This is a genomic window from Streptomyces griseobrunneus (genome assembly GCF_046713465.1).
GTDB lineage: Bacteria > Actinomycetota > Actinomycetes > Streptomycetales > Streptomycetaceae > Streptomyces > Streptomyces microflavus.
Window position 1 is genome coordinate 4,193,245 of the sequence record NZ_CP177080.1, and the last position, 16,494, is coordinate 4,209,738.

Annotated in this window: 18 protein-coding genes and 1 pseudogene; 4 read left to right on the top strand and 15 right to left on the bottom strand. The window is 72.3% G+C overall.

Annotated features, from left to right (window positions below; translation table 11 throughout):
* Positions 1–97 precede the first annotated feature (97 nt).
* The 12 genes and pseudogenes from ACK8N7_RS19150 to ACK8N7_RS19205 all read right to left on the bottom strand — a co-directional run bounded on the left by ACK8N7_RS19150 (position 98) and on the right by ACK8N7_RS19205 (position 10,449).
* Positions 98–2,041: an ABC transporter permease gene (locus ACK8N7_RS19150; protein ID WP_500443374.1), complete on the bottom strand. Its 1,944-nt coding sequence runs from the start codon at positions 2,039–2,041 to the stop codon at positions 98–100.
* A 79-nt stretch (positions 2,042–2,120) separates the two neighbouring features.
* Positions 2,121–2,939: a molybdate ABC transporter substrate-binding protein gene (gene modA, locus ACK8N7_RS19155; protein ID WP_500443376.1), complete on the bottom strand. Its 819-nt coding sequence runs from the start codon at positions 2,937–2,939 to the stop codon at positions 2,121–2,123.
* Between the two features lie 132 nt (positions 2,940–3,071).
* Positions 3,072–3,467: a TOBE domain-containing protein gene (locus ACK8N7_RS19160; protein ID WP_380983684.1), complete on the bottom strand. Its 396-nt coding sequence runs from the start codon at positions 3,465–3,467 to the stop codon at positions 3,072–3,074.
* Positions 3,468–3,621: 154 nt separating this feature from the next.
* The gene (locus tag ACK8N7_RS19165) at positions 3,622–4,419 is read right to left on the bottom strand and encodes a VOC family protein (RefSeq protein WP_403217544.1); all 798 of its coding nucleotides are present in this window, start codon (positions 4,417–4,419) and stop codon (positions 3,622–3,624) included.
* A gap of 82 nt (positions 4,420–4,501) precedes the next feature.
* Positions 4,502–4,711: a hypothetical protein gene (locus ACK8N7_RS19170; RefSeq protein ID WP_403217543.1), complete on the bottom strand. Its 210-nt coding sequence runs from the start codon at positions 4,709–4,711 to the stop codon at positions 4,502–4,504.
* A 73-nt stretch (positions 4,712–4,784) separates the two neighbouring features.
* Positions 4,785–5,771, bottom strand: a complete 987-nt coding sequence (locus ACK8N7_RS19175) for a TerC family protein (RefSeq protein ID WP_403217542.1) — start codon at positions 5,769–5,771, stop codon at positions 4,785–4,787.
* A 24-nt stretch (positions 5,772–5,795) separates the two neighbouring features.
* Positions 5,796–6,223, bottom strand: a pseudogene (locus ACK8N7_RS19180) (enoyl-CoA hydratase/isomerase family protein); the annotation flags it as partial.
* Between the two features lie 93 nt (positions 6,224–6,316).
* A complete protein-coding gene (locus tag ACK8N7_RS19185) occupies positions 6,317–7,726 on the bottom strand; it encodes a cytochrome P450 family protein (RefSeq protein ID WP_403217541.1) in 1,410 nt (469 codons plus the stop codon).
* 120 nt (positions 7,727–7,846) lie between these two features.
* Entirely contained in the window at positions 7,847–8,437 is a 591-nt protein-coding gene (locus ACK8N7_RS19190; protein WP_356749953.1) for a GTP-binding protein, read from the bottom strand.
* Positions 8,412–8,786: a DUF742 domain-containing protein gene (locus ACK8N7_RS19195; protein WP_015609655.1), complete on the bottom strand. Its 375-nt coding sequence runs from the start codon at positions 8,784–8,786 to the stop codon at positions 8,412–8,414. The genes ACK8N7_RS19190 and ACK8N7_RS19195 overlap by 26 nt, the downstream gene beginning before the upstream one ends.
* Positions 8,783–9,187, bottom strand: coding sequence for a roadblock/LC7 domain-containing protein (locus ACK8N7_RS19200; protein ID WP_015609654.1), 405 nt, complete (start codon positions 9,185–9,187; stop codon positions 8,783–8,785). Before ACK8N7_RS19200 ends, ACK8N7_RS19195 begins: the two co-directional genes overlap by 4 nt.
* Positions 9,184–10,449 carry an ATP-binding protein gene (locus ACK8N7_RS19205; protein ID WP_403217540.1) on the bottom strand — a complete coding sequence of 422 codons (1,266 nt, stop codon included), beginning with the start codon at positions 10,447–10,449 and terminating at the stop codon, positions 9,184–9,186. The genes ACK8N7_RS19200 and ACK8N7_RS19205 overlap by 4 nt, the downstream gene beginning before the upstream one ends.
* Positions 10,450–10,837: 388 nt before the next feature.
* Here ACK8N7_RS19205 and ACK8N7_RS19210 point away from each other — a divergent pair, with 388 nt between their 5' ends.
* Entirely contained in the window at positions 10,838–11,443 is a 606-nt protein-coding gene (locus ACK8N7_RS19210) for a TlpA family protein disulfide reductase (protein ID WP_500443379.1), read from the top strand.
* Between the two features lie 7 nt (positions 11,444–11,450).
* On the opposite strand, the gene ACK8N7_RS19215 is transcribed toward ACK8N7_RS19210, so the two are convergent.
* Entirely contained in the window at positions 11,451–12,554 is a 1,104-nt protein-coding gene (locus tag ACK8N7_RS19215) for a LacI family DNA-binding transcriptional regulator (protein WP_500443381.1), read from the bottom strand.
* A gap of 134 nt (positions 12,555–12,688) precedes the next feature.
* Between ACK8N7_RS19215 and ACK8N7_RS19220 the strand changes: the two genes are divergently transcribed.
* A complete protein-coding gene (locus tag ACK8N7_RS19220) occupies positions 12,689–13,630 on the top strand; it encodes a carbon-nitrogen hydrolase (RefSeq protein ID WP_500443383.1) in 942 nt (313 codons plus the stop codon).
* A gap of 126 nt (positions 13,631–13,756) precedes the next feature.
* Complete coding sequence (locus ACK8N7_RS19225; protein ID WP_500443385.1) at positions 13,757–14,695, top strand: oxidoreductase; 939 nt, start codon at positions 13,757–13,759, stop codon at positions 14,693–14,695.
* Between the two features lie 30 nt (positions 14,696–14,725).
* Here the strand turns inward: ACK8N7_RS19225 and ACK8N7_RS19230 are convergent, their stop codons facing one another.
* Together ACK8N7_RS19230 and ACK8N7_RS19235 are read right to left on the bottom strand one after the other, a co-directional pair.
* Positions 14,726–15,472 (bottom strand): permease prefix domain 1-containing protein, encoded by a 747-nt coding sequence (locus ACK8N7_RS19230; protein ID WP_500443387.1) that lies wholly within the window; start codon positions 15,470–15,472, stop codon positions 14,726–14,728.
* Positions 15,469–15,816, bottom strand: coding sequence for a PadR family transcriptional regulator (locus tag ACK8N7_RS19235; protein ID WP_015609647.1), 348 nt, complete (start codon positions 15,814–15,816; stop codon positions 15,469–15,471). The genes ACK8N7_RS19230 and ACK8N7_RS19235 overlap by 4 nt, the downstream gene beginning before the upstream one ends.
* A 147-nt stretch (positions 15,817–15,963) precedes the next feature.
* On the opposite strand from ACK8N7_RS19235, the gene ACK8N7_RS19240 reads away from it, so the two are divergent.
* The gene (locus tag ACK8N7_RS19240; RefSeq protein ID WP_500443388.1) at positions 15,964–16,470 is read left to right on the top strand and encodes a hypothetical protein; all 507 of its coding nucleotides are present in this window, start codon (positions 15,964–15,966) and stop codon (positions 16,468–16,470) included.
* Positions 16,471–16,494 lie beyond the last annotated feature (24 nt).

Here is a 16,494-nt window from a genome sequence, read left to right on the forward strand (position 1 = left end):
TGCCCCGTCTCTCGGATCTGTCGTACATGAGTACGCGTACGGCAGTTGTCTGGTTCCCGCCTTCAGGTTCCCGCCGGGGCCTGTGCCATGCGCCGGGTCAGAGCGGGACGACCGTCACCTCGGTCGCCTTCACGCCCGTCCAGACCTCCGTGCCGTCCGCGATGTGCAGCTCGGCCGCCGCCTGCGGGGTGATCTCCGCGACCAGGTCGGGGGCCCGGTCGGAGGTGATCAGCAGCCGTAGCCGGCTGCCGCCCGAGGTGATCTCGCGGACCGTGCCGGGCCAGACGTTGCGGGGGGATCCGGTGGGCTTCTCGCGGTGTACGGAGACGGCTTCGGGGGCGATGACCGCGAGGGCCTCGGTGCCCGGCGCGAGGGGTTCGGCGACCACGAGGTGGCCGCCGCCCGCCAGGGCCAGGCCGTCGGCGGTGGCGGTGCCGGGCCAGGCGTTGCGGCCGAGCATCCGGGCCACCCAGGGGGAGCGGGGGTGGCGGGTCACCTCGGCGGGCGGCTCGTCCTGGAGGACCCGGCCGTCGTCCAGGACGAGGACTCGGTCGGCCAGGGAGACCGCCTCGACCGGGTCGTGCGTGACGATCAGGCAGACCCCGCCGAACTCCGCGAGGTGGCGGCGCAGGGTGTGCCGCACGTGGGCCCGGGTCGTCTGGTCGAGGGCGGCGAGCGGTTCGTCCAGCAGCAGGAGGCGCGGGCGGGCCGCCAGCGCGCGGGCCAGGGCGACGCGCTGGGCCTGGCCGCCGGAGAGCTGGCCGGGCTTGCGGTGGGCCAGGTGGCCGACGCCGAGCCGGTCCAGCCAGGACTGCGCCTCGCGCCGGGCCTCAGCGCGGGGGACGCCATGGGTGCGGAGCCCGTACGCCGTGTTGGACAGGGCGCTCAGGTGCGGGAAGAGCGCCCCGTCCTGGGGGACCCAGGCGACGCCCCGGCGGTGCGGGGGGAGGGCCGTCACGTCGGTGTCGCCCAGGCACAGTCGGGCGTGGGCGCGGGGGGTGAGGCCGAGGAGGGCGCGCAGGAGCGTGGTCTTGCCCGCGCCGTTGGGGCCGACGACCGCGATGGTGGTGCCGGGGTCCGCGTCCAGGGCGAGGCGGGTGAAGCCGGTGACCTCGGCGTGCAGGGGCCAGCGCTCCTGGGGGGCCTTCTCCCGTACGTACGCGGGTGGCTCGGGCAGGACGTCCGGGCTCGTCGGCTCCTCCGGGCGCGGGGCGGACCGGTCGCGGTGGTCGCCCGGCGTGCCGGTCCAGCGGCCGCGCAGCGCGATGAGCACGATCATGGCGATGGCCAGGAGCAGCAGCGACACCGAGGTGGCGGCTTCCGGGGACTCCTGGAGCAGCAGATAGACCTGGAGCGGCAGGGTCTGCGTGGTGCCGGGGAGGTTTCCGGCGAAGGTGATGGTGGCGCCGAACTCACCGAGCGCCCGCGCCCAGGTGAGGGCTGCTCCGGCGATCAGCCCGGGGGCGACCATCGGCAGTGTCACGGTGAGGAACACCCGTACCGGAGAGGCTCCGAGGGATGCGGCGGTCTCCTCGTACCGGGGGCGCAGTCCGCCGAGCGCGCCCTCCAGCGAGATGACCAGGAACGGCATCGCGACGAACGTGGCCGCCAGCACCGCCCCGGAGGTGTGGAAGGGGAGCGTGATCCCGAAGGTGTCCTCCAGCCACGGGCCGAGCAGCCCGCGCCGCCCGAAGGCCAGCAGCAGCGCGACCCCGCCGACCGTGGGCGGCAGCACCATCGGCAGCAGCACCAGCGAGCGGACGAACGCCTTGCCGGGGAAGGGCACCCGGGCCAGCAGCCAGGCCAGCGGCACCCCGAACAGCAGGGAGAGGCCGAGTGCCCAGAGGGAGACCAGCAGGGAGAGCCGGAGCGCCCGGGTGGTGGGCTCGGCGGTGAGGTGCGTGGAGAGCTCGCCCCAGGAGGTACGGGCCAGGATGCCGACGAGCGGCAGCATCAGGAACGCCACGGCCAGCAGCGCGGGCACCGTCAGCAGGAGCGGGGCACGGGTCCCGGGCGTACGGCGGAGTGCTGGACGTTTCATGGACGACCTCGTCGGGCGGCTCGAAGTGCGGTACCCGGCAGGTCCGTCGGACGGTACGGGCCTGCCGGGAGCGGTGCGGCTACGGCTGCTGGAAGCCGGCGCCCTGGAGGATCTTCTGCGCGGCGGGCGTGGAGAGCCAGGCCACGAACGCGGCGGCGGCCTCGCTGTGCTCGGACGCCTTCAGGGTGGCGGCCGGGTAGGAGGCGACGGCGTTCTCCGCGTCCGGGATGTCGATCGCGTCGACCTTGTCGGTGGCGGTCTCGGCGTCCGTCTTGTAGACGAGCCCCGCGTCCGCCTCGCCGAGCTCGACCTTGCTGAGGACCGCGCGGACGTTGGGCTCCTGGGAGACCGGCTTCACCTCGATCTTCTGCGCGTCGAGGATCTGCTTGCTGTAGCGGCCCACCGGCACCTCGGGGGCGGCCAGGACGACCTTCAGCTTGGTGTCGGAGAGGTCCTTGAGGTTCTCGACCTTCTCCGGGTTGCCCTCGCCGACGGCGATGACGAGGCGGTTCTTGGCGATGACGGTCGGGGTGCCGGTCTCGCCGGTGAGGCCGTCCATCGTCTTGGTGTCGGCGGTGACCAGGGCGTCGGCGGGAGCGCCCTGCTTGACCTGGGCGGCCAGCTCCTGGGAGCCCGCGAAGGAGAACGTGACCTTCGTGCCCGGGTTCTCCTTCTCGTACGCCGCCCCCGCCTTCTTGAAGACATCGGTCAGCGAGGCGGCGGCCAGCACGGTCAGGTCCGCCTTCGGGGCGCCCGACGCGGAGTCGGACGGCTTCGCGCCGGCGCCGCTGTCCTTGTCCGCGCCGGAGTCGTCGTTGCCGCAGGCGGTGAGCGGGACGAGGAGGGCGGTCGTCAGGACGGCGGCCGCGGCACGCCGGCGGGTGATCAGGAGAGACATGAGGGCGGGACTCCTTGGCTGCGAGCCCGGTCGGCGGGGTGCCGTCCGGGCGGGGACGAGTTCGCGCGGGGGGCATGAACGGGGTGGTGCGGGCAGCACTCGGCCCCCGGCCGTCGGTGGCTCCGGCCGGGTTCAGGTGCGGTCGATGTGCACGCTGGTCGACTTCACGCGGGCGGTCGCCTGCATGCCGACCTCCAGGCCCAGCTCCTCGACCGCCTCCCGGGTCAGGAGCGAGACGAGCCGGTGCGGGCCTGCCTGGATCTCGACCTGGGCGGCGACATCGCCGAGCTTCACCGCGGTGACGATGCCCGGGAAGGCGTTGCGCGCCGAGGTGTAGGGGGTCTCCTCCTCGCCCGCGGCGCCCTGGCCGACCTCGATCGAGAAGGCGGCCAGCGCACGGCCGTCGATCAGCCGGCGGCCGGTCCCGTCGCGATGGGTCGCGACCCGGCCGGCGTCCGCCCAGCGTCGGGCGGTGTCGGGGCTGACCCCGAGGAGTCGTGCTGCCTGACCGATTGTGTAGGACTGCATGCGCAACACGCTAGGCCAATTCATCTCGCATTTGCCATTCTCCGGACGATTGCCCATCGCAGATGCGAGGTTCTCGGAGAATCGTACGGAGGGGCTCTCCGGCCAACCCGGTGCGCCGGGCCGGTCGCTCGGCCCGGCGCACCGCGCTCGTCGCTCAGGCCGGGCTCGTCGCCGGCATCTCGCCCTCCGTCTTCGTCACGTCGATCAGGGTGAACGACGCGCCCTGCGGGTCGGAGAGTGCCGCGAACCGGCCGAAGGGGCTGTCCACCGGGCCGTAGCGCAGCACCCCGCCCCGCTCGGTCGCCTTCGCCACCGCCGCGTCGCAGTCCGGGACGGCGAAGTACACGTTCAGGTACGCGGGCACCTCGGGCGGGAAGTCGTCGCCCATCGCCATCCGGCCGAGCACCGTCTCCCCCTGGACGTCGTACATCCCGAAGTCCATCGACTCGTCGTCGAACTTCCGTACCGTGTACGGGAAGACGGCGGGGAAGAACGTGTCCGCGGCCTTCGGGTCCCGGGTGAAGACCTCGCCCCAGCAGTAGCCGCCGGGCATGCCCATCTCCGTCTCGAACCCGTCGTGGGTGTCGGCCTGCCACACGCCGAAGACCGCGCCGCCGGGGTCGCGGGCCAGCAGCATCGTGCCGAACTCGCCGACCTGCATCGGCTCCATCAGCACCTCGCCGCCGCCTGCGCGGACCTTCCCGGCGGTGGCGGCGGCGTCCGGCGAGGCCAGATACAGGCACCACGCGGACGGGGCGTCCGTGCCCGGCATCGGCGGGCACACGGCAGCCGCCCGCTTCCCGTTCGCGTACGCCGTCGTGTAGCCGCCGTACTCCGGCGAACTCTCGCCGAACGTCCAGCCGAGCACATCACCGTAGAAGCTCTTGGCGCCCTCCAGGTCGGCGAACGTGGCGTCCGCCCAGCACGGGGTGCCTTCGGGTTGTACAGCCATGACAGAGACCCTCTTCCGGTCCTGGTCCTCGCCGCCCGGGCCCGGTCTTCACCCCGGCGGCACCGCACCCCCTCCGGCCACGCTAGTCAGCCGTACGGCGGTCCGCGCGCCGGGAGGGCCGCTCCTCGGCGGCGTGATCCGCGCAGTCGGGGTTCTCGCAGGGGCCGGGGCGCCAGACCGGGACGAAGATCCCGAGGGTCTTGCGGCGCTGGATCTCGGAGGCGACGGGATGTTTGCAGGTCGGGCACATGAAAGCGGCCCGCTGCTGGGTCTCACGCTTTTTGCTTGCCATTTACCTACGATAGGCCGGGCATCGCGAGAGGGAAACTTTTTCCCTTCGCTTTGCCCGGCCATTACCCGGCGGGTTACTCCGACGGCTTATCTTCGGATGACTCCACCGCGTTCTCCCCGGAGTCCTTGTCCGGCGGTGGGCGTCGCACGCTGAGAACGACCGAAGCCGTCAGGATGACCACGATCACCGCAAGGCTGACCGGCGAGGGAATCTCCGGAATGGAGGTGCTGATCATCTTGTGCGATGCCTGAAGAACGAGCTTGACCGCGATGAAGGCCAGAATGACCGCGAGGCCCGTGCTCAGGTAGTGGAAACGGTCCAGCAGCCCCGCCAGCAGGAAGTACAGGGCCCGGAGCCCCAGAATGGCGAACGCGTTGCTTGTGTAGACGATGAAGGCGTCGTCGCTGACCGCCAGCACGGCGGGCACGCTGTCGACGGCGAAGAGCAGGTCGGCCGCCTCGATCGCGGCGACCACCGCGAGCAGCGGTGTGGCGACCCGCTTCCCCTCCTCCTTGATGACGAAGTGCGTCCCCGCGTACTCGTCCCGGACCGGCATGACCTTCCGCAGCATGCGCACCGCGAAACTCTTGCCCGGGTCGAAGTTGTCCTCGTCGTCCTTGAGGATTTTGTACGCGCTCCAGAAAAGGATCGCGGCGAAGAGGAACAGCACGAAGGTGAAGCGGTTCACCACCGCGACGCCGGCCGTCAGGAAGATCGCGCGGAACACCAGAGCGCCGATGACGCCGAAGAACAGCACCCGGTGCTGATATTCCCGGGGCACCTTGAAATAGGCGAAGATCAGCGCGAAGACGAAGAGGTTGTCGACCGACAGGCTCTTCTCCAGCAGCCAGGCCGTCGTGTATTCCGTCCCCGCGGTCGTCCCGAGGACGAAGAAGACCACACCGCCGAAGATGAGCGCGAGGCTCACCCACAGCACGCTCCACCAGGCCGCCTCCTTGAAGCCGATGACATGCGCGTTTCGGTGGGCAAGCAAGTCGACTGTGAGGGAGACGACCACCGTTACGGCGAACGCCACCCAGAGCCATACCGGTACATCCACGCCCGAGACCTCCCCAGTTGATTGTTACGAGTGTGACGTGTCGGGCGCAGGAGTGCGAGGGGGTGTGCGCCGACCGGTGCCGCGACCGCGGCCATCAGCTCCGCGTCCAGGAACGACGGATCCGCCATCCGGGTGGCGGCCGCCTAGGAGCTGAGCAGGGCTTTCGTCACCCGCAGGGCGGCTTCGGGGCGGCGCACGACGGGCTTCGCCCAGGCTTCCACGGCCTGGTCCAATTCCGTTGCGGGAACCACCCGCTGGAGCGCGGAGAGCGCGTGGGCCTCGGCGGCGGCGAAGGACCGGCCGGTGAGGATCAGCTCGCGGACCCGGGCCGCGCCGACCTCGTGGATCAGCCGGGGCAGCAGCCCGCCCGAGGCCGTCGGCAGCCCGAGCGCCGGCTCCGGCAGCCGGAAGGAGGCGGTGTCCGCACCCACCCGCAGATCGCAGGCGAGGGCCGCGCCCAGGCAGTGGTGCACCCGATGCTCACGCAGAGTTCCTTGACCTAGGCCCATGGACACCGACCGGAACATAGCGGGGAAGGGCGTGGATCAGACGCGGAAGACGTCGAGGAACGAACTCCACCAGCCCTTGGGCTTCTTGGCCGGCTCCGCAGCGTGACGAGGTGCCGCGCCCGGCTGGGGTGCCGCGTTCCGGTACGGGTCGGGCAGCTGCGCCGAGGTCTGCGCCGGCGGCTGGGTCCCGGTCGTGGTACGGCGGGCGGCGGTGGGGGTGAACCGTACGGGCAGCGCGATCATGGCCCGGTGGAAGGGGCCGGGGCGCCAGCCGATGCCCGAGGCCGGAACGGCCAGGGAGAGGTCGGGCACGGTGTTGAGGATCTTCTCGATCGCGGTCAGCGCGATGAGCGTCGCCGGCGACTTGGCCGGGCAGACGTGCGGACCCGCGCCCCAGGCGAGGTGGGCCCCCTTGCTCAGGGTCTGGCGGGCGTCGGTGAGGGACGGGTCGGTGTTCGCGGCGGCGAAGCTGATCAGCACCGGGGTCTCCGCCTTCAGCGTCACCCCGTCCAGTTCGATGTCCCGCACCGGGTAGTGCGTCGCGTAGTTGGCGATCGGCGGGTTGTTCCACAGGACGTCGTCCAGCGCGTCCTCGACGAGCATCCCCGAGCCGCGCCGTTCGGGCGCGCCCGGCTGGTCACCGGCGAGCATCAGCAGCAGCGCGTTGGCGATGAGGTTGCGCTCCGGCTCCACGCCGGCTCCCATCAGCATCACCAGCTGGTCCTTCAGCTCCTCGTCCCGCAGCCCCGCCGGGTGCTGGATCAGCCAGGAGGTGATGTCCTCACCGGGCTGACGGCGCTTGAGCGCGACCAGCTCCATGAGGCACTCCGTCAGCTCCGCGTTGGCGCGCAGTACGTCCTCGCCGTCGAAGATGGCCGACATCGAGCGGGTCAGCCGGTCGCCGATGTCGCCGGGGCAGCCGAAGAGCTGGTTGAACAGCAGCAGCGGCAGGAGTTTGGCGTACTCGTTGAGCAGGTCGGCGGTGCCGCGCTCGATGAACTGGTCGATCAGGTAGTCGGCGATCCGCTCGACATCCCGGCTGAGCCGGCTGCTGTTGAGCCGCGCCAGCGACTCGGTGACCGCCTTGCGCAGCCGCAGGTGCTCCGCGCCGTCGGTGAACAGGCAGTTGGGCCGGTACGCCATCATCGGCAGCACCGGACTGTCCATCGGTACGGCGCCCTCGCGCAGCGCCGCCCAGCGCCGCGAGTCCCGGGCGAACAGCGCCGGGTTCTGGAGCACCCGCAGCGCCGCCTCGTGCTGCACGATCAGCGTGGCGTCCACCCCGGGCGCCAGCTCGATCGGCGCGGCGGGCCCGTGCGCCCGGAACGCGTCGTACACGCGGTGCGGATCGGCGGCGAACTCCGGTCCGTACAGCGAGGTCTGCTGCTGGTGCATGGGGCACCCGGCGGGGGCGCTGTACGGGGTGGCTCCCGGCGACGGGTCCATGGCGGCTTCCTCGGTGTGGTTGCGGTCGGTGGGATCGCGGTCGGTGGGATCGCGGGGCCCGGTCGGCCCCGGATTCGGGGTACGTGGGGGGTGCGTCCGGCTCGGCGGGCCGGGCCGTGCTCAGGCCGCGTGCGTCAGGAGGTGCCGGACAAGGGTTATCAGGGCCTGCGCGGAGGACTTCTGGTCCCGCGCGTCGCAGTAGACGACCGGGGTGTCCGGCAACAGGTCGAGCGCCTCGCGCAGTTCGTCCTCGGCGTGCTGGGAGTACGGGTCGAAGCTGTTGACGGCGACCGCGTACTCCAGCCCGTACGTCTCGACCAGGTCGATCACCGGGAAGGTGTCGGCCAGCCGCGCCGGGTCGACCAGGAGCAGCGCGCCGAGCGAACCGCGCGCCATGTCCTCCCACAGCTCCACGAACCGCTGCTGCCCCGGCGTACCGAACAGGTACAGCACCAGCTCGTCGCTGAGGGTGAGGCGCCCGAAGTCCAGGGCGACCGTGGTCGTCTTCTTGTCGGGCGCCCCGCGCAGGTCGTCGACCTGGGCGGCGGCCTGGGTCATCCGCTCCTCGGTCCGCAGCGGGGTGATCTCGGAGAGCGTGCCGATCAGGGTCGTCTTGCCCACGGCGAAGTGCCCGACGACGAGGATCTTCGCCGCGCGCTGGACCGCGTCCGGCACATAGATGCTCTCAGCCGAACCGGACTTGGAGTCCATGCAACACCTCTTCGAGGATCTTTCTGTCGACGAGCTGGGCGGGCGGCGGCGCCTTGCGGCGCAGCAGATGTCCCTGCTGGTTTAAGTCCTGGAGCAGCAGCCGGGCCACCCCGACCGGCAGCCCGAGGTGGCCGGCGACCTCGGCCACCGACAGATAGCCGCCGGAACACAGCTCCCAGATCGCCTTGACCTCGGGGCTGGGGCTGGGCGGCGGCTGCCGGTCGGGGGCGAGGGTGACCAGCGTGACGAGGGAGAGGTCCTCCGCGTCGGGCAGCCCCCGTCCCCCGGTGATGACATAGGACCGGACGAACCCGCTGCTGACGCTGGACTCCTCGCCCGGTGCCGTCATATCTCGCTGCCCGCGTTCTCGCGGGGCGGCGTGGTCATCGCCTTCCCCAGCGCGGTGACCTGCTGCTGCATACGGAAGGACATCGCCTCCATGTCCACGTCCGCGGCGGCGGTGGCGGCGAGGTAGGCGCCGGTGCCCGCGGCGATGAGGAAGATCCAGCCGTCCTCGTACTCCAGGAGCGTCTGCCGCCAGCGGCCCGGGTTGCGGGTGCCGATGAAGGGGGCGACGGCCCGGCTGAGGGACTGCATGGAGCTCATGGCCGCGGCGACGGTCTCCGCGTCGTCCCGGCCGATCTCACTGGAGTTGGCGAGCAGCAGTCCGTCGGCGGATACGAGGATCGCGTGCCGGGCTCCGGGTACCTGGAGCACATCGTTGAGTACCCAGGTCAGATCGGGGTTCACTGGATCTCGGATCCTTCCGTGGTCGTCGTCGTGTCCCGCCCGGAGCGGGTACCGCGCTGGAACGCGCCCAGGCGGGAGGCGGTCTCCTCGTTGCTGCGCACCGGCTGCGGCGCGGCCGGGGGCACCGCGGAGACCGGGCTCTTGCGACGACGCTTCGGCAGCCCGCCGGAGGTGGTGGTGATCTGGGCGAGCTGCTGCGTGGCGGTGTCCGGACGCCGGTCCGCCGGCGGGAAGAGCGGGGTGGGCGCCGGCGCGGGCGCCTGCTGCCACCGGTCGGGCTGCGCGGTCTGCGGCTGCTGCTGGGTTCCGTAGGCGTCGTACGCTTCCGGCGCCTCGGCGGGTGCGGCGGGCTGCGGCACCTCCGTGGTGAGCAACTCGTCGGGGATCAGTACCACCGCGCGTACGCCTCCATAGGGGGAAACGGAGTCCACCGAGACCCGGAACCCGTAGCGGGCGGCGAGCATCCCGGAGACGGCGAACCCGAACTGCGGCGGGATGCCCAGGCTGGAGACGCTGATCGCCGCCTGGGGCGAGAGGAGGGCCGCCGCGCGGTCCTTCTCCTCCTGGCCCATGCCCAGTCCCGCGTCGTCGACGATGAGGCAGACGCCCGTCGGCACGGCCTGGATGTTGATCTCCACCGGGGTGCCGGGGGCGGAGTAGTTGGTGGCGTTGGCGAGCAGCTCGGCGAGGACCACCGCGACCGGTTCGACGGCCCGGCTGACGACCGAGAAGTTCACCTGGCCGTTGACCCGGACCCGGTCGAAGTGGCGGATACGGCCCTGGGCGCTGCGGGCCACGTCGAAGACGGATGCCACGGTCTCGCGCCGGCCGAGCCAGCCGCCGCAGAGCACCGCGATGCCCTGGGCGCGCCGCCCGAACTGGCTGTTGGCGTGGTCCATGGCCATCAGGTCGGCGAGGATCCCGGGATCGTCGCCGTACTTGCGCTGGGCCTTCTCGATCACGACCTGCTGCTCGTCGGCGAGGCCCTGGAGGGTGCGGACGGCGGCCTTGAGGACGGCTTTGGTCTCCTCCTCGGCGTCCTTGCGGACCTCGGCGAGCTCGGAGGCCTGCCGTTGGAGGAGCCCGTTGTGGACGACGAGGAGCTCGTCCCGCTGACGCAGGAGCGTGTCACGCTCCTCGTTCAGCTCGGTGTTGCGTCTGCGCAGTTTGATGTTGGTCGCGCGAGCCCGCAGAACGGCACCCACGGCGACCAGTGCTACGACAACCAGCGCCCAGATGACGGGGCCCTGTGGAAATGTCATGAGACTCACTTCAAGTGCCATGGCTGGAAACGGCTTGACACCCCGTCAGGCGGCACGCAGCCAGGGCTCGTTCGCCACGACCGTGCGCCGCTTCGGGAGGTGACCCTCCGAAGGTGGGGCCGAGGAATTCATTCCTCCCGGAATGCCCCCATACGCCATCAGCCCACTGGAAGTAAGATGATCTTACCATCGGCCGCACCGTGAAATGTCAAGCTCGCCAGGCCAGTTGCCACTCGACGCAGAACGTTCACATTGCGGAGACGTGGAGGAGGGGGCTCCGGGCCGATTCCCTTTGCCCGGTGGGGTGTTCGGTGTGTGGGTGGGGTGAGACGTTCGGTCCGTGACCCGACCGGTCCTGTCATTTGCGGCGTTGTCATACTGGGCGTCCATGAAGAGGCCCTTCCGAGCGGCGATCCTGACAGCGGCAGTCGCCACCGCCCTCGCCGGCTGCGCCGCCCCCGAAGAGCCGTTGCGTACGCACCGGTCCCTGCCGGATCAGCCCCTCTTCAGGAGCATCCGGCCCGCCGACCGCCCCGACGCCCCCGCCTTCTCCGGCATCTCCCTGGCGGGCAAGCCCCTCAGCCTCGCCGACCACCGGGGTGAGGTCGTCGTCGTCAACGCCTGGGCCTCCTGGTGCGGCCCCTGCCGGGCGGAGGCCCCCGCGCTCAATCACATACAACGCAAGCTGGGGGACCGGGGCGTGCGGGTGCTGGGCATCAACAACGACACGGGACTGGGCGCCGCCCGCGCCTTCGAGGGCGACTACGCCCTCGGCTACACCAGCCTCCACGACCCGTCCGGAAAGCAGTTCTTCAAGCTGCCCAAGGGCCTGGTCAACACCCAGGGCCTCCCCTTCACCGTCTTCGTCGACCGCGCGGGCAAGCTCGCCGGCGCGGTCTCGGGCGGGGTGTCCGAGGAGGACCTGGACGCGATCCTGGGGGCCCTGCTGAAGGAGAGGGCCGGGGCGGGCCAGGTGGTGGAGGAGCTGGGCTGATGTGGGGTCAGCCGGGCGGGGCGGTGGAGGCGCGGGTCTCCAGTGCCCAGGCGTGGCGGCGGACGGTGTCGGGGGCGGTGCGGCCCGCCAGGATGTCGCAGAGCAGCTCGGCGCAGGCGCGCCCGTACGCGGCGGGGCGCAGGTCGACCGCCGTGACGGGCGGCTCGGCGGAGCGGGTGGCGGTGCCGTCGACGCAGGACGCGACGAGGAGGGGGGCTGTGCTTTCGGGGCTTCCGGATATTCCGGCCGTACGGCGGGAGGTGGTGCCTTCGGCGGTGCGGCCCGAGGCGCTGCTTCCGGCCGTACGGCCCGAGACCGGGCGGCCCGCCGTTGCCGCCGCGCGCAGGACGCCCGGTGCCGCGCCGTCCGGGGCGCAGATCACCGCGTCCACCGCCGGGTCTGTGCGGAGCAGGGCCAGCGTGGTCTCCTCGGCCTCCTGCGGTGTGGCGGCGAACGGCACCGTGCGCAGCGCCACGGACACCCGGTGCTCCTGCCCCCAGGAGGCGGCGGTGGCCCGCAAAGCGGTGGCCCAGGCGGAGGTCCCGGCGGGGGCCAGGACGGCGGGGTGGCGGGCGCCGCGTTCGGTCACGTGGTCCAGGAGCGCGGTGAGCGAGGCGGCGTTGTCGCAGATCACGGCGCCGCTGGGGACGGCGGCGGGCCCGAGGTAGCGCTCCCCGGTGACGACCGGGACGCCCGCGTCCAGCAGCCCCGGAACGGCGCTGTCGGCCACCTCGGGGTCGATCACCAGCAGCCCGTCGACCCGCGAGGCGACCCGCCCGCCCGCGCCGCCCGCGACGCCCGCGGGGGCGAGGAGGACCACGTCGAGTCCTTCCTCCTGGGCGCGCGCCACGGCCCCGAAGGCGAGGTTCATGTAGTAGTCCAGCCGGGTCGCGGTCTGCGGCAGGTGCAGCCCGATGGCCCCGGTGCTGGAGCGGCGCAGCCTCCGGGCCGCGCTGTTGGGCCGGTAGCCGAGCTCCTCCGCCACCGCGCGGACCCGTTCCCTGGTCGCTTCGGCGACGCGCCCCGAGCCCTGGAGGGCGTCGGAGACGGTGCTCTTGGAGACCCCGGCGGCGCGGGCTACGTCGAGCAGGGTCACGGTCCGGGAGGTCACGGGGGTGAAGTCTAGACAGGGGCGGGGGAGAGGGTTGCCGGAACGTTCCGGCACGGTTAGATTCTCTGCATGCCGGAACGTTCCGGCATTCTCCTCGTGCCCCGCCCCGCCGGCCCCTCCCCCTGGAACTGGTCATGCGTCTGATCACCGCGTACAACCCGCCCGCCTCCCCGACCCGGACCCGCCCCGCCGAGCGCGCCCCCCTGCGCGTCGCCGCCGTACAGCAGCGGTGGCACCGCGATCCCGCCGAGCACCGCGCCGCGCTGCTGGAGGGCATCCGGCTCGCCGCCGCCGAGGGGGCGCGGGTGGTGTGCCTCCAGGAGCTGACGCTCTCGCCGTACTTCGCGGTCGTACGCCGGGCCGACCACCCCGCGCCGGCCGGGCCGGAGGAGCTGCTGACCGGCCCCACCTTCACCTTCGCCGCCGAGGCCGCCCGCGAGCACGGCCTCTATGTGCACGCCTCCCTGTACGAGAAGGCCCCGGGCCCCTCCGGTGACGACGGCCTCGGCTACAACACCGCGATCCTCGTCGCCCCCGACGGCACCCTCGCGCAGCGCACCCGCAAGACCCACATCCCGGTCACCGAGGGGTATTACGAGGACGACTGGTTCCGCCCCGGTCCTGCGGGCGACGACGCCTTCCCGCTGGTCACCGTCGACGAGGCCCGCTTCGGCCTGCCGACCTGCTGGGACCAGTGGTTCCCGGAGCTGGCGCGCGCCTACTCCCTGGCCGGTGCCGACGTCCTCGTCTACCCGACGGCCATCGGCTCGGAGCCCGGTTTCCCCGGCTTCGACTCCCAGCCGCTCTGGCAGAAGGTGATCACCGGCAACGCCATCGCCAACGCCACCTTCATGGTCGTGCCCAACCGCATCGGCGCCGAGAACGGGCTCACCTTCTACGGCAGCTCCTTCATCGTCGACCCGTACGGCCGGGTCCTGGCCCAGGCGCCCCGCGACGAGCCCGCCGTCCTGGTCGCCGACCTCGACCTCGACGCCCGCCGCGACTGGCTGGAGCTGTTCCCGTTCCTGACCACCCGCCGCCCGGACGCGTACGGCCCGCTCACGGTGACGGACTGAGCAGGTCGGGCGGGCCCCCAGGGCCAGGGTCCGGTGGGCCTCAGGACCGGAGTCCGGTGGGCCGCAGAGTGAATCGGCGGGATAACCCCATGGCCCGGGGGCCCGCCGGGCGGAGATCATTCGGATATGACTTCCACGAGCTCCGTGAGCACCACTGGCACGATCACCGCGGCCGCGTCCGGCCGCTGGACCCTCGGCGACCTGCCGGTCAGCCGCGTCGGCTTCGGCACGATGCGGCTGCCGCAGACCGGTGAGGCCCTCGTGCCGCACGCCGTCCCCCGCGACCGTGCGGCCGCGCTGGCCGTCCTGCGCAGGGCGGTCGATCTCGGGGTGAACCACATCGACACCGCCGCGTTCTACTTCTCCCCGCTGCGCTCCGCCAACGAGCTGATCAACAGCGCCCTCGCGCCCTACGCGGACGACCTCGTGATCACCACCAAGGTCGGCCCGGCCAGGGACCGGACGGGCGAGTGGGCGACCCATGCCCGCACCCCCGAGGCGCTGCGCGGCCAGGTCGAGGAGAACCTGCGCCAGCTCGGCCGCGACCACCTCGACGTGGTGAACCTCCGGATCGTCGGTACGGAGTCGATAGCCGAGCGCTTCGGCGCCCTGGCCGAGCTGCGCCGGGCCGGGCTCATCCGCCACCTGGGCCTCTCCAACGTCACCCCCGCCCACCTCGCCGAGGCGCAGGCCATCGCGCCGGTGGTCTGCGTACAGAACCGGTACGGCATCGGCGTGCGGCCCGAGGACGACGCGTTCGTCCAGGACTGCGGGGCGCAGGGGATCGCGTTCGTGCCGTTCTACTCGATAGCCGCGGCCGGCGGACAGGGCGGCGCGATCGTGGCCGAGCCCGCCGAGGTGCTCGCCGTCGCGCAGGCGCACGGGGTGAGCCCGGCGCAGGTCCGGCTGGCGTGGACCCTGCACCGGGGGCCGCATGTGCTGGCCATCCCCGGCACCGGCGACCTCGGCCACCTGGCCGCCAACGTGGCCGCCGGAGCCCTGCGGCTGTCCGAGGACGAGCTGACGCTTCTGGAGGGCCTGCACCGGAGCACGCCGACCGGCTGACCGCCGAACCGGCGGGCGCGGGGTTACGGGTCACATGGCGACGGGTGACCCCGACGGCAGTCGTGCGCACCGGCGGCAGGCGCGGGCCGAGCCGGCGACGAGCGCGTGGGAGGCCGCTGCCAGTGCGCAGGCCGCCGCTGTCAGCGGCCAGTTCTCGGCGAGGACCGACGCGGTGGCGAGGGCCAGGGTGGCCACGGCCATGGACACGCTCGCGGTGGTGCCCGTCCAGGCGACCGTGAGCGGCAGCCGGTGCGGTACGGGGAGGTGCCGGGCCAGGGTGCCGGTGGCGGCCAGGGTCGCGGCGGCGAGGAGCACCGCCGCGCCCGCGACCGTGGCCAGGTGGGTGGCGAGCAGGTGCGCGGCGCGGGGCACCGCCGAGTCCTGCGGGGCGCCCGTGTTCCGCACCAGGAACCAGCACGCCAGCAGGAAAGGGGCGCTGAGGGCGACGGCGCGGGCGGTGTGCCGGGCCTGGGCGATGGTCAGTTCACGCTGGAAGCTCCCGGCCAGCTCCCGCGCCGAGCCGAACTCCGCCACCGCCCGGTGGACCGCCCGCTCGTACGGCTCGCCCTCCCGCGTGTACTCCGCCACGGTCTCGGTGAGTCCGTCGCGAGCCTCCTCGACCAGGCGGGACTTGGCCCGGGCGGGGCCACGAAGGAGGGCGTCCAGCTCGGTGACGTACTCCTCCACGAGGTCACCGTCAGCGTCGCCGAGGCCCCCAGCGCGACCGCGACCGTCAGCGTGATCGCGACCGTCATCGCGCGGAGGGGTGCCGGTCATGCGCCCTGCCCGTGCGGGTGCGGTGCGACCGGGTTGAGGACCGAGCCGATCGCGGCGGTGAAGTCCTGCCACGCCGTGCGCTCGTCCGCCAGGAAGCGGGCGCCCGCCTCCGTCAACGCGTAACAGCGGCGCTTGCGCCGGCCCTCGGCCTCCCAGCTGCTGCGCAGCAGGCCGAGCCGCTCCAGCCGGTTCAGTGCCGGGTAGATGGTGCCGGTCCGCAGTTCGAGCGCACCGCCGCTGCGCTGCTGGACCGCGGTGATGATCGCGTATCCGTGCAGCGGAGCCGGTTCGAGAACCGCCAGGAGGAGACCGTCCAGATGTCCGCGTACCGCATCCTGCCTCATGCGTAGGCAGGCTACACATGGTCGACCGCAAGTGCCAGTGGTTCGGGCCAATAGGTAGGCGGCCTACCTATGAAGGGCCGGGGCGTGCTATTCCTGGGGTGCCGATCAATGTGTTGGTAGCAAACCTATTACCTCGGAGGGACTCCCGTGACCAAGCTGCTGCTCTCGCTGCACGTTCTGGCGTCGATCCTGGCGGTCGGGCCGATCACGGTCGCGGCCTCGATGTTCCCCCGCTACGCCAAGCCGCCCGCGCCCGGCAGCGAGGGGCCGCACGACCACGACATCCGCACCGCCGCCTTCCTGCACAAGATCTGCCGGGGGTACGCGGTCGTCGGTATCGCCGTACCCGTCCTCGGCTTCGCCACCGGAGCGCAGATGGGGGTGCTGGGCGATGCCTGGCTGCTCGCGTCGATCGTGCTGACGGCGATCGCCGCCGCCCTGCTGATGGCCATGGTCCTGCCCGGACAGAGCGAGCTGCTCGCGGAGGGGCCGGGAGGCGCCCCCGGTACGGAGGCGGGCGCGGGCGCTCTCCCGGTGGCCGAGCGGCGGTCGGCGGCGGCGCGGCTCGCCATGACCACCGGGATATTCAACCTGCTCTGGGCGACGGTCGTCGTGCTGATGATCGTCCGCCCGGGATCGACGACGGGGGCCTGACCCGCGGGCCGGGCCCCCGGCCGT

What these genes read in the sequence shown, in the direction of transcription:
- ACK8N7_RS19150 (WP_500443374.1), bottom strand. Translation starts at nt 2,041, where the DNA reads ATGAAACGTCCAGCACTCCGCCGTACGCCCGGGACCCGTGCCCCGCTC.
- modA (WP_500443376.1), bottom strand. Translation starts at nt 2,939, where the DNA reads ATGTCTCTCCTGATCACCCGCCGGCGTGCCGCGGCCGCCGTCCTGACG.
- ACK8N7_RS19160 (WP_380983684.1), bottom strand. Translation starts at nt 3,467, where the DNA reads ATGCAGTCCTACACAATCGGTCAGGCAGCACGACTCCTCGGGGTCAGC.
- ACK8N7_RS19165 (WP_403217544.1), bottom strand. Translation starts at nt 4,419, where the DNA reads ATGGCTGTACAACCCGAAGGCACCCCGTGCTGGGCGGACGCCACGTTC.
- ACK8N7_RS19170 (WP_403217543.1), bottom strand. Translation starts at nt 4,711, where the DNA reads ATGGCAAGCAAAAAGCGTGAGACCCAGCAGCGGGCCGCTTTCATGTGC.
- ACK8N7_RS19185 (WP_403217541.1), bottom strand. Translation starts at nt 7,726, where the DNA reads ATGGACCCGTCGCCGGGAGCCACCCCGTACAGCGCCCCCGCCGGGTGC.
- ACK8N7_RS19190 (WP_356749953.1), bottom strand. Translation starts at nt 8,437, where the DNA reads ATGGACTCCAAGTCCGGTTCGGCTGAGAGCATCTATGTGCCGGACGCG.
- ACK8N7_RS19195 (WP_015609655.1), bottom strand. Translation starts at nt 8,786, where the DNA reads ATGACGGCACCGGGCGAGGAGTCCAGCGTCAGCAGCGGGTTCGTCCGG.
- ACK8N7_RS19205 (WP_403217540.1), bottom strand. Translation starts at nt 10,449, where the DNA reads ATGACATTTCCACAGGGCCCCGTCATCTGGGCGCTGGTTGTCGTAGCA.
- ACK8N7_RS19210 (WP_500443379.1), top strand. Translation starts at nt 10,838, where the DNA reads ATGAAGAGGCCCTTCCGAGCGGCGATCCTGACAGCGGCAGTCGCCACC.
- ACK8N7_RS19220 (WP_500443383.1), top strand. Translation starts at nt 12,689, where the DNA reads ATGCGTCTGATCACCGCGTACAACCCGCCCGCCTCCCCGACCCGGACC.
- ACK8N7_RS19225 (WP_500443385.1), top strand. Translation starts at nt 13,757, where the DNA reads ATGACTTCCACGAGCTCCGTGAGCACCACTGGCACGATCACCGCGGCC.
- ACK8N7_RS19230 (WP_500443387.1), bottom strand. Translation starts at nt 15,472, where the DNA reads ATGACCGGCACCCCTCCGCGCGATGACGGTCGCGATCACGCTGACGGT.
- ACK8N7_RS19235 (WP_015609647.1), bottom strand. Translation starts at nt 15,816, where the DNA reads ATGAGGCAGGATGCGGTACGCGGACATCTGGACGGTCTCCTCCTGGCG.